Origin of the sequence: Pseudomonas monteilii, from assembly GCA_001534745.1 — a bacterium.
GTDB lineage: Bacteria > Pseudomonadota > Gammaproteobacteria > Pseudomonadales > Pseudomonadaceae > Aquipseudomonas > Aquipseudomonas alabamensis.
In genome coordinates this window covers 2,430,564-2,444,589 of sequence record CP013997.1, presented here as the reverse complement: position 1 = coordinate 2,444,589, position 14,026 = coordinate 2,430,564, and the positions used below count along the sequence as shown (strand labels likewise).

Below are 14,026 nucleotides of genomic sequence, written 5' to 3'. Positions count from 1 at the left end.
AAGCGAGGGGCAGGGTTCGCTTGCAGGCGTGTGACAGGAACAGTCCGAGGGCGAAGGCAGCGGGGTGTTTGCAGCCGGTCAAGCAACGCTAGGTCACCTGTAGCGCCTGTATGAATGCCCCGTCGAGTGTCGTGGCCCCGTACCGGTCCATGAACGCTTCGCCGCTCTCGAACGCTTCGAAGCGTTGGTCGTGCAAGAGGTAGAAGCGATCGCAGTAGGTGGCGATTTCATTGATGTGGTGAGAGGACACGATCACGCTCGCACCCTCCAAGCAGGCCTGCTTCAAGCCTTGCCACAGGTAATACCTGAACTCCGGATCGACTCCTGCCGTCGGCTCGTCCAGGATGACCAGCTCGGCATCCAGCATGAGCATCGACAGTGTGAAGAAGCTGCGAAGCTCACCGTAGCTGCACAGCGCTGGCCGCTTTTTCCAGAGATCCTTGTACCGTGCGCTCAGACGAGGCGAGATCCGCTCGAGGCGGACGGACAGCGCCCGTTCGGACAGCGGCGTGCGCCCGTTCAGATAGGCCATGAGCGCGTACACATCGCGCATCTTCAACGAGGCGGGCGCTGAGATGGTCTGGGACAGGTAGACCCTGTCCCGTGCGTGAACGCTGAGGTTCATCGTCTCGGGTGTGCGCAGCCCGCAGAGGATGTCGAAGAACGTGGTCTTGCCCGCGCCATTGGACCCTACGATACCGGTGATCCGATGGCGAGCGACGCTCATCGATGCGTTGTCGAACACCTGACGGCCTGGGTAGGCGAACGTGAGGTTTTCCACTGAGACGAGCGTCATGCGTAACGACTCCAAACCGGTTGCACGCGGAATAGAAAGGCTGTGGCACAGGCGCAGGCCCCGAAGAGTAGGAGCACACCCGCCACTGCATACGGATCGATGGGCTCCATGAACAGGCGTGTGCAGAACGTCAGGGGGTTGTACGTCAGGCCCGCGCTCGTCGTTGAGCCCACCTGTTGAGCCCCGACATACCCCGATGTCAGCATCGCGAACGAGAGTATCGAGAACAGGGTGTTCGCGCCCGAGAAGGTCAGGGGCAACAACGAGACCAGCAGCCCGGCACTGGCGAACGCGAGATAGCTGACGAAGTAGGCCGACATGAGCTGAACGTATTCATGCCACGCCGGCAACCCGAAGACCCACCGCGTGATGCCATAGAAGACAGTGGCGTAGAAGAGGCTGACCACCAAGTGCGTGGTGATGTGGGCGCTCAGAAACAGTAGGATCGTGCGCCGCGTATAGATGAAGGACCGCACGAAACCGCTTTCCCTGCGCCCCACGAGGTAGAAGCTCATCCCGAAGAACGCCGTGATCGCCGACAGATAAGCCAGGAACCAGGCGGCCCTGGGCAGGTAGGCGTCGAAGGAGAGGTCATCGGTGGCGCTGGCGGACTGCAGCATGAGGTAAAAGGCACAGGGTGAGACGATGGACCAGAGAAGAGCCGTGGGTTCTTTCAGTTGCTCTTTAAGCAATATGAGTGACAGGCTGCCCAGTCGTCTGAGCAAGGACATCGAACCGTTCATCCCTAAAGATCCTGCTGCATGTGTGTGACGTGTCTGGAAGGCGCTGTGGGGAGGTGCTCTTCTGGACGTCCTATGCCGGCGGGCAATGTCCAATGGTTCTTCACCCAGAGAGATGGGTCAATCACCGCGCTGTTAGCGTTCTTGTACGTTGCGCAGGAATCTTCCTAGGACTCTGCCGGTCTGGCCATCGGCGCCGGCGCATGTCATTCGTGGCGCTGCTCAGTCCGGCCTCGGACCTTGCGATGAGCCTTGGTCTATAGGGGCGCCCGGCAGAGCATCTGCGATGAACGTCAGCCCACGTGCGCCCTAAGGCAGCAGGTTCACCAACTGTGGCGTCCATGGCGTCTGCGACAGATCGAGCAACGCCACCGTCACCGGCAGCTTGAACCGCCGTGGCCCCGCGCTGCCGGGGTTGATGAACAACCGCTCGCCACGCCACTGGAACAGCGGCTTGTGCGAGTGCCCCGTGACCACCAGCCGGGTCGTGTCGCTCAACAGGGCGGGTGCGTCAGCGATGTCATGCACCAGCAGGGTCTCGATGCCGTCGAGGTGCAGCAGCAGGTGATCGGCGATGTCGCTGGCCCAAGGCGCCTGCTGATCGTTGTTGCCCCGTACCACCTGCACCGGAGCAAGGCCCGACAAGGCTGTCAGGATTTCCGGTTTACCGATGTCGCCGGCATGCAGGATGAGGTCACAGCCGTCGAGCGCCGTCAGCGCTTCTGGACGCAGCAGGCCGTGTGTATCGGAAATGAGGCCGAGGCGCATGGAAGAGGTCCGGTCGTAGAGGGATTAACCGTTGGACACGCGTGAAGGGCAGTTTGCTGACCCTGCGTGCGCCCCGAGTCGATCGGCGCCGCGTGCTTGCACCAGGCTCGCCAACGCCCTAGGGTAGGCGCACCCGACGGAATGGACCGATCATGCGCACCTTCAAGACCTGGCTCGGCAGCCTGCTGCTGCCGCTGCTCACCGCCTGCACCGGCCAGCAGACCGAACGCACCGTGGTGTACGAAAACACCGTCTACCAGTGGCGCATCGAGCATGTGGTTGAGCACAACTTTCCAGCCAGCACACACCAGTTCTACCAGGTCTACCTGCAAGGCCGCCCACTGGTGCTGCCGGCCAAGGCGTTCAACGACCGTCGCGACATCGACCGATTCCTCGCCGCTGGCGGCTTCGACATTGCCGACTGGCGCAACAAGTCGGTCATCGTGACCTTCGAGAACATCCAGGAGCGCGAAGGTCAGACGCTGCACCTGATCCGTTCGGTGCTGATCACCCCGGAATTCGCCGAGGGTGAGGTCGCCTTGACCGACCTCTATACCCAGCAAACTGTGGTCGTGACCCGTGTGGAGCCTGCCGCTTCGGCCCAACCGTGAGCCTCGGCCTCGGTCCGGCGCCTGCTGACGGGCGCGATCACTGTGTGCTAAGGGTGAGCCATCTACCATTCGAAGGCCAGCTGGCTCGCCTGCGGATCGGGTTTGCGAACCTTCACCGCGATACCGATCAAGCGAACGGCGCGGCCGGCGCGGCGACCCTGCCACAACCGCTGCAGCAACGTTCGCAGCACCTGCTCATCGACCCCCGTCGCACCGGCTTCGGTGCTCGCCACGCTGAAGTCGTCGAACTTCAGCTTGACCTGATTGCGTACGATCTGCTCCCCCTCGGTGAGTGACTCGACGCGCTCGCGCAGGGCGGGCAGCAAGGCCAGCAGTCTGCGTGTGCACTCGGCCTCGTCCGTGCAGTCGACAGGCAGCGTATGCTCCACACCGACCGAGCGGGTGTCGCCCGTGACCTCGGTGTCGGGCTCATGGCCTTGGCTGAGCATCCAGAGGTGATAGCCATGCAGGCCGAGGTGGCGCAGCAGCACCGGGATCGTGTCCAGGTTCAGGTCGCCGCAGTATCGACAACCCAGCCCCTCGAGCACGCGCCAGGTCTGGGGACCGACACCCGGCAACTTGCGGATGTCCAGGTCGGCCAGAAAGCGCGGCACGTCCGCGGGGCGGATGACGAACTGACCATTGGGTTTGTTGATGTCGGAAGCGATCTTGGCCAGGTACCGCAGCGGCGCGACCCCGGCCGACGCCGTCAGCCCCAGCTCAGCCTGCACCTCGGCACGCAGGGCGCTCGCCATGCGCGTTGCCGAGCCACCGCATTGTGGCTGGCCGGTGACCTCCAGCGACGCCTCGTCCAGCGAGAAGAATTCGACGCGATCGGTATAGCGCCTGAGTATGCCTTCGAGCTGGCGCGTGACCGCTTCGTAGCGTTCGAACCGGACCGGCAGCACGACCAGCGCCGGGCACAGCCGCTGGGCGGTGGCCGTCGCCATGCCACTCTTGATGCCGAACGGTCTGGCCAGGTAATTGGCGGTGCTGATCACCCCACGTTCAGCGGCCGAGCCGCCTACTGCGACAGGCAGGTGGCGCAGGTGAGGGGCGTCGAGCAGCTCGACGGAGACGAAATAGGCGTCCATGTCGAGGTGGATGAATTTTCGGGGGGTAGGGGTTGAGGAGGGCATGAGGCGTCGCCGGCAGTCATCAGACTGAAACACCGGCCACCTTAATGAGCCCAGGTCATGCCCTCAAGCATCGACATGATCTGAATGCATTCAAGGTGTGACATGACACAGGTTTTGTAACACAGCGTCACCTGAAGGCAGTGAACAGGCCTCCGAATCAGGCCTTGATCACTGCCTTGCACGTCGAGAGGCAAGAAGACAGCTATCTTCATCCGGCCCGTGCTCGACGGGCCAGCCTCTCTGTGTCTTACGCCGTACGGTTACGCGTCACCCGCAACGCCACCAGGCTCCCCACCACGATCAACCCCGCCAGCGAGTACAACGCCGCATCGGTCGACCCGGTCTGGTCCTTGATGAACCCGACCAGGTACGGGCTCAGGAACCCGGCCATCTGGCCCACGGAGTTGATGATCGCCAACCCCGCGACCGCCGCGCTGGCACCCAGCAGGGCCGTGGGCATCGGCCAGAACATCGGCAGGCCAGTCAGCGCGCCCATGGTGGCGATGGACAGGCCGAGGATGGCGATGGTCGGGGTCTGGGCGAAGTTCACCGCGATCAGCAGGCCCAGCGCGCCCATCAGCATGGGCACCACCAGGTGCCAGCGGCGCTCGTTGCGCAGGTCCGCCGAGCGGCCGACCACGATCATGAACACGCCGGCCAGCAGGTAGGGGATCGCGCTCAGCCAGCCGATCAGCAAGGCGCTGTCGAAGCCCATGTTCTTGATGATCGAGGGCAGCCAGAAGTTGATCGCGTACACGCCGCTCTGGATGCAGAAATAGACGAAGCCGAACGTCCACACCAGCGGGTTGCTCAGCACGGCCATCACGCCGTCGCCACGCTGGGACGGTTGGCGAGCCGCATCGGCGTTCAGGTCCGCCTCGATCATCTGCCGCTGCGCCGGGCTCAGCCAGGTCGCGCTGCGATGACCGTCGCTGAGCAGCACGATGGCCAGCAGCCCCAGCACCACGGTCGGCACGCCCTGGATCAGGAACATCCACTGCCAGCCGGCCAGGCCATGCTGGCCGGTGGAGAAGTGTTCCAGGATCCACCCGGAGAAGGGGCCGCCCAGCAGGCCGGAGACCGGGATGGCCGACATGAACAGCGCCATGATCCGGCCCCGACGGGCCGCCGGGAACCAGCGCGAGAGGTACAGCACCACGCCTGGGAAGAACCCGGCTTCTGCCGCGCCGGTGAGCAGGCGCAAGGCGTAGAACTCGGTCGGTGTGGTGACGAACAGCAGGCAGGTCGACAAGGTGCCCCAGGTGATCATCATCAGGGCGATCCAGCGCCGTGGTCCGAAGCGGTTGAGCGCCAGATTGCTCGGCAGGCCGCAGGCCACGTAGCCGATGAAGAAGATCCCGGCGCCGAGGCCATACACGGTCTCGCTGAACTTCAGCGCGTCGAGCATCTGCAGCTTGGCGAAGCCGACGTTGACGCGGTCCAGGTAGTTGAACAGGTAGCAGATGAAGATGAAGGGGATCAATCGCAGGGTGATGCGCCGGTAGAGCGCGTCGCGGGACGGATCGGTGCCTTGGTCAGCGGCAGGGCTGTGTGCCATGATGAGCTCTCTGTTGTTATATAGTCGCTGCGGCGTTCGTCGACGCTGCCCCATGAGTCTCTTGGAGTGCGCGGCGGCTGTCTTTGTGCCACTGCACAGCGGGCGAGGCGCCCTGCTGTGCGTGCGACCAAGGTGCCTGCCTGGGTGCCTGCCTCTACGTGCCACTGCAAGGACCGTATCATGTTCGAACTGGACCATGACCTGGCCCAGGACATCGTCGACCGGGCGATGGCCATTCTGCCCTGCAACGTCAACGTCATGGACAGCCAAGGGCTGATCCTCGGCAGTGGCGAGCCGGGGCGCATCAATACTCGCCATGAAGGCGCCCAGCTGGTGCTGGCCAATGCCCGTATCGTCGAACTCGATGCCGAGGCGGCGCGCTGCCTCAAGGGCGTACAGCCGGGCGTCAACCTGCCGTTGCTGCTCGACGGTCGCCTGGTCGGGGTGCTCGGCCTGACCGGTGAGCCGGCCCATGTGCGGACCTTCGGCGAACTGGTCCGCATGACCGCCGAGATGCTGCTCGCCCAGCGTCATCAGCAGCAGGAGCAGCAATGGCGACGGCAGCGCTGCGACGACGTGCTGGCGCTGTTGCTCGGGGGCCATGGGGATACGCTGCGGCTGCTCGATGAGGCCCGTCAGCTTGGGCTCAAGCCGCATCTGCCGCGCACGCCGTGCCTGCTCGAGCTGGACGGCGAGTCGCACGTCGAAGGCCTGACGAGCTGGCTGCTCAGCCGCTTCCCGGACAGCTGGTGCCTGAGCACCGGGGCGCATACCTTGCTCTGGTGCCGCCCGGCGAGCCTGGTCGTGGACGATGCGCGCCTGCTCGAGCGTTTGGACCGGCATGGCTGGAGCCTTGAGCGGCTGGCGCTCGGCGTGCCGGCGGACAGCCTGGAACGGCTGCGCCAGGGTCACCAGCGGGTCGGGGACCTGAGCGCCTATGGGCGGCAGGTCCGCCCGACCGAACGTCTGCTCGACCTGCAGCGCTACCGTGTTCCCGCCATGCTATGGCGACACCCGGACAAGGAAGCGCTCGAGGGGCTGCTCGAACCGCTGCGGCGGCTGAGCGCCCGAGATGCCAGCGGGCAGTTGCTGGCGACCCTGCGCGCCTGGTGCGCCCACGATGGCCAGAGCCAGGCCTGCGCCGATGCCTTGGGCATCCACCGCAACAGCCTGCGCTATCGGATGGAGCGCATCGCCGAGGTAGGCGGCGTCGATCCGTTCAGCCTCGAAGGGATGCTCGGCCTCTACCTGGCCTTGCAACTGCTGCCGATCGATTGAGCCTGCGCGGGCACAGCGAATGCCCAAACAACCGGGTGGACCATTGTGCAATCGACCGAGGTGCCGCCCCGGCCTTGCTGTCAGCATCGCATCATCTGGATCAGGAGCTTGCCCATGAAGATCGTCATCGCGCCCGACTCGTTCAAGGACAGCCTCGAGGCTGCCGGTGTCGCCCGGGCCATCGCTGCAGGCATCACAAACGCCTGGCCCGAGGCCGAGTGCATCGAATGCCCGATGGCCGATGGCGGGGAGGGCACCATGCAGGCCATCCTGGCGGCCAGTCAGGGCGAACTGCGTCACCTGACGGTGCGAGGCCCGTTGGGTGAATCTGTCGAGGCGGGGTGGGGCTGGCTTGCGCAGACGCGCACCGCGATCATCGAAATGGCCCAGGCCAGCGGTCTGCAACTGATCCCGACCGGCCAGCGCGACGCCTGTCGCAGCAGCACCTGGGGCACTGGCGAACTGATCGCCGCAGCCTTGGCCGCCGGCGCCCAGCGCATCGTCCTGGCGATCGGCGGCAGCGCCACCAACGATGGGGGCAGTGGCATGCTGCGCGCCCTGGGCCTGCGCCTGCTGGATGCCGAGGGTCAGCCACTGGAAGAAGGCGGGCTGGCCCTGGCGAAGCTGGCGCGCATCGACGCCAGCGACCTTGACCCACGGCTGGCCGAGGTGCAGGTCGAGGTGGCGGCGGACGTCGACAACCCCCTGTGCGGCCCGCACGGGGCGTCGGCGATCTTCGGCCCGCAGAAGGGCGCGAGCCCCGAGCAGGTCCAGGCCCTGGACCAGGCGCTCGGGCATTTTGCCGACCACTGCCGCGACCTGTTGGGCGAGGATGTGCGCGAATATCCCGGGTGTGGCGCGGCGGGCGGCATGGGCTTCGCCGCCAAGGCGTTCATGGCCGCGCGTTTCCGCCCGGGGGTGGACGTGGTCGCCGAGCTGGCCTGGCTCGAAGCCCTGGTCGAAGGGGCCGACCTGGTGATCACCGGGGAAGGGCGCTTCGATGCCCAGACCCTGCGCGGCAAGACGCCCCTGGGCGTGGCACGGGTCGCCAAGCGCCATGGCGTGCCGGTGGTCGTCATCGCCGGCACCTTGGGGGAGGGGTACGAACAGTTGTATGCCCATGGCATCGATGCGGCCTTCGCCCTGACCAGTGGCCCCATGAACCTGGAGCAGGCCTGCTCCGATGCCGAGCGTCTGCTGCGCGCTCGCGCCGGTGACATCGTGCGGCTCTGGCGTCTGGCTGCCCATCGAGGGCAGTGACCTCTTCCCTCAGCTGATCTCGAGCAAAGCCGTCCTGCGAAGCTTCGATGCCGACGCTTCGCGCGCCGTGCCGATCGATGTATGAGTTTTTATACCACCCCAATAAAGATCGCTGATGAGTCGACCTACTCGTCCTTCTCAAGCTGCACCAGCGTTTCCCCCTGGGCCGACCGCGTGTCGACAGGCAAGACCGCCAGTTCGCCAAAGCTCTGCGCCGCATCGATATAACGGAGGGCCGACTTGGCGTCCTTCCAGCCGACATAGCTCATCAAAGCCTTCAGTTCCCAGCCATTGGCCGTGGCCCAGGTGGCGAACCCGCGACGCAACGAGTGCCCGGTGTACAGCGCCGCCGGCACGTCGGCCCGTTCCAGCACCCGCCGCAGCAGCCCGACCAGGCTGTTGCTGTTGAGCGCCTGCTCGCTCAGGTTGCCCCAGCGGTCGATCTTGCGAAACACCGGGCCCCGTGCCAGCCCGGCCACCTCGATCCAGCGCAGATACGCCTGCACGGGGCAGAGCGTCTTGAGCGCGGGCACGCGTTGCTGCACCCCCAGCGCCTGGCGGTCGCCCTTGCTCTGGGGCAGGAACAGGGTCAGCCCGCTGCCGGCCTGCGCCTGGATGTGCTCGACCTGCAGGCGCGCCAGTTCATCGCCGCGTGCACCGCGCCAGAACCCCAGCAGCAACAGTGCCTGATCGCGCCGGGCGCGCAGCAGTGCAGCCAGATCCCCGCGCGCGCGTGCCTGCGTCGCCTCGCGCTCGCACGTCTCCGTGGCTTTGCTCAGGTGTTCGAGCAGCAACGGCGCCGCTTGACGGGGCGGGGCAGGGTGCAGCGTCCGGATGCCACGCAGTACCTGCTTGACCAGGGGCGCCTTGGTCGGGTCAGGGAAGCCCTGGCTCTGGTGCCACTGGCTCAGGCCGGCCAGACGCTGACGCAAGGTGCTGACTGCCAGGCGGTCGGCGTGCTCGGCCAGGTAGCGGGCGATGCTCTCTGCGGTCGCCGGCAGAAAGCCGCCCCAGTGCACTTCGAAATGCTCCACGGCCGCCTGGTAGCTGCGCCGGGTGTTGTCGCGGGTGGCGGCTTGAACGTAGCGTTGAATGTCGGTCATGGCGGCGGGCGGGTCGAGCGGAACGAGCGCACAGGATAAACAAGCCTGGCCATGCTGCCCAGCGGACCCCTACGATTCAGAGGGCGCTAGGCACAGGCGAGGCGTTCTGCTCCCGCAAAGGGTGGATATTGCCGCAGCTGCGCTGGAGCCAACGGCCGGCTGAAGTGATAACCCTGGGCTACATCGCAGCCGGCCAGCTTGAGGCAGACCACCTGCTCACGGGTCTCGACCCCCTCGGCCACCACTTCCAGGCCCAGGCGCTTGGCCAGGATGATCGTGGAAGAGACGATGGGGCTGTCGTCGTAGCTGTTGCACAAGGGCGCGATCAGGGCCCGGTCGATCTTGAGCTTGCTCAACGGCAGCGACTGCAAATGCGCGAAGCCGGCGTAACCACGGCCGAAATCGTCCAGGCTGATGCCGATGCCCGCAGCACGCAGGCGGTGCAGATGGGCCATGGCCGTGCCTTCCGGGTCCAGCACGGTGGTCTCGGTGATTTCCAGCTCCAGCTGCTCGGGTGCTACCCGCCAGTGCGCCAGGGTGGCGAGCAGGCGGTCGCTGAAATCGGGCTGCCACAGCTGCATGGCCGACACGTTCACGGCCAGGCGCGCTGACCGGCCCTCGGTTCGCCAGTCGGCCAGCGCTTCGCATGCCAGGCGCACGACTTCCCAGCCCAGGGCAACGATGAAACCGCTACGTTCGGCCACCCCGATGAACCGGTCAGGATAGAGCAACCCGAAGGTGGGGTGCTGCCACCGAACCAGGGCCTCATAGCCGGTCACCTGGAGGGTGTCGAGACGGATCTGCGGCTGAAAATGCAGCACGAACTGTCGCTCGGCCACCGCCTGCCCCAGCGCCTGTTCAAGGGTGAAGGCCTGGATGTCGGACAGGTTCAGCGATGGGTCGAAGAACCGATACTGCGCACGACCGGCCTGCTTGGCCGAATACATCGCGGCGTCGGCATGACGGATCAGGCTGTCGACGTCCTGCCCATCACGCGGGCAGATGGCGACGCCTACACTGGGGCTGGTGTTGACCTCCTGCCCATCCAGCGCATAGGTCGCCGACAGCTTGTCGACCAAGGCGCGTACCCAGGCCGTGATCTGGTCTTCGCTGCGGTGTCCGGCCAGCAGGACGACGAACTCGTCACCACCGAAGCGCGAGGCTTCGTCGCCCGGCTCGAGCAGTCGGGTGATACGGCCGGCGATGGCCTGCAACAACAGGTCACCGACCTTGTGTCCGAGCGAATCGTTGATCGACTTGAAGCGGTCCATGTCGATGAACAGCATCGCCATCAGACGCCGCTGGCCGCGCTGCCGCACCAGCGTCCGACCGGCCAGGTCGACGAACTGGCGGCGGTTGTGCAGACCACTGAGGTGATCGGTGGCCGCCGCATGACTGCTGCGCCGGTGCTCTTCTTCGAGTCGACCGATCAGTTGCTGGTTGATCTGCTGGGCCTGTTCGAGGGCATGGAAGGCCTCCTGGCGGCGGTAGAGCAGCAACAGGGTCCAGCCCAGCCCGGCCAGGATCATCGCACTGATGCCCAGGTTCGCCCAGAACTGGCGAGCATAGGCCTGGGTCGGTGCTGCGAGCATTTCATCGTGACGCTGGCTGACCACCACGCTCATGCCACGGTTCGGCACGCGGCGGAACAGGCTTTGGTAGGTGCCTTGCTGGGTGTACTGGGTGAGCTGGCCTGTCATGGCAGCGGTGGCCGGCAGGTCGGGTAGAAGGTTCTGCCCGTCGATAGCCACGCCGTGGGTGTCGACGCGCAACCGTTCCTGTCCGTCCTCCTGCAGCAGGCGTATCAGGCCCGTGGTGCCCAGGTCGACATGGCGAAACAGCCGGGCGAAGTAATCGATGTCGAGCTGAACCAGAAGCAGGGCCTCGACGTCGCCTGTCGCGTCGGTGAGCGGTAGCAGGAAGGGCAGGGCAGTGGGTCGAACGGTCGAAGCCTTCACGCTGCGATTGAGCAACAGGGGTGCTGCGCCCTGGTTTGCCAGGTGGCTGCGCAGGTGAGCCATCCAGGCGGCGGGCAAGCGTTCGGGAGCTTGTGCAGGCTGCCCGGGCCGACGTCGACCCTCACGGTCGTATAGGGCGGTCAGCTGGAGAAGCGGGTCATGCGCCAGGGCAGGCGGCAGCGTATCAGGCGTCTGCCTGCTGCCCAGCGCCTGAGCGCGTTCCAAGGTCTGGACCAGCTGCTCTGCGACGACGCTGGCCAGGTTCAGATGCTCGGCCGCCTTGGCTGCCAGGGCATCCTGACGGGACAAGGCGCGCTGGCTGGAGTAGGAGCCCCAGAGAAACGCCAGCAGGGTGGTGCACGAGAGCAGGAGAAGCAGCGGCAGAAGACCGTTGTGAAGCAGGCGACGCTGGGCCACGGCTGGAGATCCCGACGAGATGAAGTGCCAGGACAATACGACCTGAAGATGACTGCACGATGACGGATGGCACAGTGGTAATTTTATACCACCCCAATATTGAAGATGGTTTCAAAACAACTCAACCTGCAAAACCCCACAAAGGCACAAGTTGAACAAGATGGGGGGGTCTAGATAGGGAAGGGAGCCTAACGGCCCCCTCTTTATTCCACCGAGAGGCCTTCCGTAGGAATGCCTCTTCGGCCCTGCGCATCACTCGATGCCAGGCTCCTTCTCCAAACGCTTGATCAAGGCCTCGGCTACTGCCGCCGAGGAGGCCGGATTTTGCCCACTGACCAGATGACCATCCTCGATCACATAGCTGGCCCAGTCATCCGCCTTGGAATACTCACCACCATTGGCCTTGAGCATGTCCTCCACCAGGAAGGGCACTACATCGGTCAGGCCCACGGCCTGTTCTTCGCTGTTGCTGAACCCGGTGACGCGCTTGCCCTTGACCACGGGATGGCCATCGGGCGCTTTCACGTGCTTGAGTACCGCCGGCGCATGGCACACCGTGCCGATGGGTTTGTTGGAGGCATAGAACGACTCGAGCAGGGTGATGGAGTCCTTGTCCTCGGCCAGGTCCCAGAGCGGCCCATGCCCACCGGGGTAGAACACGGCATCGAAATCGTAGGGGTCGACCTCACCCAGCGGGAACGTATTGGCCAGCACCTTCTTTGCTTCCTCGTCCTGCTGGAAGCGACGGGTGTGGTCGGTCTGTGCGTCGGCCTCGTCGCTCTTGGGGTCGAGCGGTGGTTGCCCACCCTTGGGCGAGGCCAGGGTGATCTGGGCACCCGCATCGACGAAGGCGTAGTAGGGCGCCGCGAATTCCTCGAGCCAGAAGCCGGTCTTCTTGCCGGTGTTGCCCAGTTGGTCGTGAGATGTGAGCACCATCAGGATCTTCATGTGAGCCTATCCTCCAAACGTTCATGAGGCAGCGCGTCGCTCGCCCTGCATGAATGTCAGAGGTCGGCTCACTGCAGACGTTCAGTGGCGACGCTCGATCGATGGCCTGCCGCTCACTCAACTACCCAGGTGCGTGCTGAACCGCCCGACCGCATCGACCACCCGGCGTGCCGCCTCGCGGATGTCCACGATGACCTTGCCCGCCTGAACGGCCAGCTCCAATCCTTGTTCGGCCTCGTGCTTGCTGTTGGACATGTCCTGCATGGTCTTCTCTACCAGCTTGCCGTTCTGCAGCACGACCGCCGCGATCTCCTCGGTCGCCGTGCTCGTGCGCCCGGCCAGTTGTCGGACCTCGTCGGCGACCACGGCGAACCCTCGTCCTTGCTCACCGGCACGGGCGGCCTCGATGGCGGCATTGAGTGCGAGCAGGTTGGTCTGCTGGGCGATGCTGCCGATGGTCTGGATGATCGAGTTGATCAACAGCGACTGGCGACCCAGCGCCTCGACACCCGTGGAGGCCAATTGCATGTCGTCGGCGATCTTCTGCATGGTCTGCACCGTGTCATTGACTACCACGGCGCCTTGCTGGGCGGCGACGTCGGTGTCACGCGAAATGCCGAAAGCCGTGTTCGCCGCCTCGCTGACCTCCAGTTCACGGGCGACCTGCTCGGTCACCACCGTGGCGAACTTGACGATCTTGCACAGGTTGCCTTCGGTGTCGTAGACCGGGTTGTAGGTCGCCTCGAGCCATACCACCTGGCCATGGCTATCGATGCGCTTGAAGCGTCCGGCAACGAATTCGCCGCGTTTGAGCGTCTCCCAGAAGGCCTGGTAGGCCGGGGCGCCTGATTCTTCAGGCGTGCAGAACACCCGGTGGTGCTGGCCCTTCACCTGAGCCAGCGTATACCCCATGGCCCGCAGGAACTGCTCGTTGGCAGTGACTACCTTGCCGTCGAGGTCGAACTCGATGACCGCCGTCGAACGCAGCAGGGCATCGATGAACGAGGTGTTTTCGGACGCTTTCTCCAGACGTCTGGTGATGTTGGTGGCATGGCAGATCATCTGCTTGATCGCGCCATCTTCGCCCAGGATCGGCTGCCAGTGCGCATGCAGCCACACCAGCGACCCGTCGGCATGCAGGTAGCGGTATTCATCGGTGATCGACTGGCGAGCCCCGATCGCGGCACGGAACTTGTGATAGCAGGGCAGTTTCGTGACATAAGTCGGCACGATGGTATCCATCGACCGGCCGATCAGCTCGTCCTGCCGATAACCCAAGGCCTGGGCGAAATGCACGTTGCACGCCAGGATGATGAACGCCGGGTCGATGCTGAGCGTCAGCATTTCGCGCTGCAGCCCATCGCGCAACTGCCGCAATTCCGCCAGCTCGGCGGCCTGGGCAGCGATCGTACTCTTGAGTCGGGTATTGAACATGATGAGCTACCTGCTA

Annotated in this window: 12 protein-coding genes; 3 read left to right on the top strand and 9 right to left on the bottom strand. The window is 64.9% G+C overall.

Annotation, left to right across the window (positions count from 1 at the left end):
• Positions 1–88: 88 nt before the first annotated feature.
• The 3 genes from APT63_10455 to APT63_10445 all read right to left on the bottom strand — a co-directional run bounded on the left by APT63_10455 (position 89) and on the right by APT63_10445 (position 2,304).
• Positions 89–796: an ABC transporter gene (locus APT63_10455; GenBank protein ID AMA46013.1), complete on the bottom strand. Its 708-nt coding sequence runs from the start codon at positions 794–796 to the stop codon at positions 89–91.
• Positions 793–1,539 carry a hypothetical protein gene (locus tag APT63_10450; protein ID AMA46012.1) on the bottom strand — a complete coding sequence of 249 codons (747 nt, stop codon included), beginning with the start codon at positions 1,537–1,539 and terminating at the stop codon, positions 793–795. The genes APT63_10455 and APT63_10450 overlap by 4 nt, the downstream gene beginning before the upstream one ends.
• A gap of 306 nt (positions 1,540–1,845) precedes the next feature.
• The gene (locus APT63_10445) at positions 1,846–2,304 is read right to left on the bottom strand and encodes a metallophosphoesterase (protein ID AMA46011.1); all 459 of its coding nucleotides are present in this window, start codon (positions 2,302–2,304) and stop codon (positions 1,846–1,848) included.
• A 149-nt stretch (positions 2,305–2,453) separates the two neighbouring features.
• Here APT63_10445 and APT63_10440 point away from each other — a divergent pair, with 149 nt between their 5' ends.
• Positions 2,454–2,915, top strand: a complete 462-nt coding sequence (locus APT63_10440; protein ID AMA46010.1) for a hypothetical protein — start codon at positions 2,454–2,456, stop codon at positions 2,913–2,915.
• A gap of 62 nt (positions 2,916–2,977) precedes the next feature.
• Here APT63_10440 and APT63_10435 read toward each other — a convergent pair whose 3' ends face one another.
• Together APT63_10435 and APT63_10430 are read right to left on the bottom strand one after the other, a co-directional pair.
• Positions 2,978–4,054 (bottom strand): DNA polymerase IV, encoded by a 1,077-nt coding sequence (locus APT63_10435; protein AMA46009.1) that lies wholly within the window; start codon positions 4,052–4,054, stop codon positions 2,978–2,980.
• Between the two features lie 247 nt (positions 4,055–4,301).
• Entirely contained in the window at positions 4,302–5,612 is a 1,311-nt protein-coding gene (locus tag APT63_10430) for an MFS transporter permease (protein AMA46008.1), read from the bottom strand.
• A gap of 180 nt (positions 5,613–5,792) precedes the next feature.
• On the opposite strand from APT63_10430, the gene APT63_10425 reads away from it, so the two are divergent.
• Both APT63_10425 and APT63_10420 read left to right on the top strand, forming a co-directional pair.
• Entirely contained in the window at positions 5,793–6,890 is a 1,098-nt protein-coding gene (locus APT63_10425) for a CdaR family transcriptional regulator (protein ID AMA46007.1), read from the top strand.
• Between the two features lie 114 nt (positions 6,891–7,004).
• Complete coding sequence (locus APT63_10420) at positions 7,005–8,150, top strand: glycerate kinase (protein ID AMA46006.1); 1,146 nt, start codon at positions 7,005–7,007, stop codon at positions 8,148–8,150.
• A 125-nt stretch (positions 8,151–8,275) separates the two neighbouring features.
• On the opposite strand, the gene APT63_10415 is transcribed toward APT63_10420, so the two are convergent.
• The 4 genes from APT63_10415 to APT63_10400 form a co-directional block, all read right to left on the bottom strand.
• Positions 8,276–9,253: a recombinase gene (locus APT63_10415; GenBank protein AMA46005.1), complete on the bottom strand. Its 978-nt coding sequence runs from the start codon at positions 9,251–9,253 to the stop codon at positions 8,276–8,278.
• Positions 9,254–9,339: 86 nt separating this feature from the next.
• On the bottom strand, positions 9,340–11,628 hold the full coding sequence (locus APT63_10410) for a deoxyribonuclease (GenBank protein ID AMA46004.1): 2,289 nt from the start codon (positions 11,626–11,628) through the stop codon (positions 9,340–9,342).
• 252 nt (positions 11,629–11,880) lie between these two features.
• Complete coding sequence (locus APT63_10405) at positions 11,881–12,576, bottom strand: dimethylallyltransferase (GenBank protein AMA46003.1); 696 nt, start codon at positions 12,574–12,576, stop codon at positions 11,881–11,883.
• Positions 12,577–12,693: 117 nt separating this feature from the next.
• Entirely contained in the window at positions 12,694–14,010 is a 1,317-nt protein-coding gene (locus APT63_10400) for a chemotaxis protein (GenBank protein ID AMA46002.1), read from the bottom strand.
• Positions 14,011–14,026: the final 16 nt, after the last annotated feature.

What these genes read in the sequence shown, in the direction of transcription:
- APT63_10420 (AMA46006.1), top strand. Translation starts at nt 7,005, where the DNA reads ATGAAGATCGTCATCGCGCCCGACTCGTTCAAGGACAGCCTCGAGGCT.
- APT63_10430 (AMA46008.1), bottom strand. Translation starts at nt 5,612, where the DNA reads ATGGCACACAGCCCTGCCGCTGACCAAGGCACCGATCCGTCCCGCGAC.
- APT63_10455 (AMA46013.1), bottom strand. Translation starts at nt 796, where the DNA reads ATGACGCTCGTCTCAGTGGAAAACCTCACGTTCGCCTACCCAGGCCGT.
- APT63_10415 (AMA46005.1), bottom strand. Translation starts at nt 9,253, where the DNA reads ATGACCGACATTCAACGCTACGTTCAAGCCGCCACCCGCGACAACACC.
- APT63_10435 (AMA46009.1), bottom strand. Translation starts at nt 4,054, where the DNA reads ATGCCCTCCTCAACCCCTACCCCCCGAAAATTCATCCACCTCGACATG.
- APT63_10405 (AMA46003.1), bottom strand. Translation starts at nt 12,576, where the DNA reads ATGAAGATCCTGATGGTGCTCACATCTCACGACCAACTGGGCAACACC.
- APT63_10445 (AMA46011.1), bottom strand. Translation starts at nt 2,304, where the DNA reads ATGCGCCTCGGCCTCATTTCCGATACACACGGCCTGCTGCGTCCAGAA.
- APT63_10400 (AMA46002.1), bottom strand. Translation starts at nt 14,010, where the DNA reads ATGTTCAATACCCGACTCAAGAGTACGATCGCTGCCCAGGCCGCCGAG.
- APT63_10450 (AMA46012.1), bottom strand. Translation starts at nt 1,539, where the DNA reads ATGAACGGTTCGATGTCCTTGCTCAGACGACTGGGCAGCCTGTCACTC.
- APT63_10425 (AMA46007.1), top strand. Translation starts at nt 5,793, where the DNA reads ATGTTCGAACTGGACCATGACCTGGCCCAGGACATCGTCGACCGGGCG.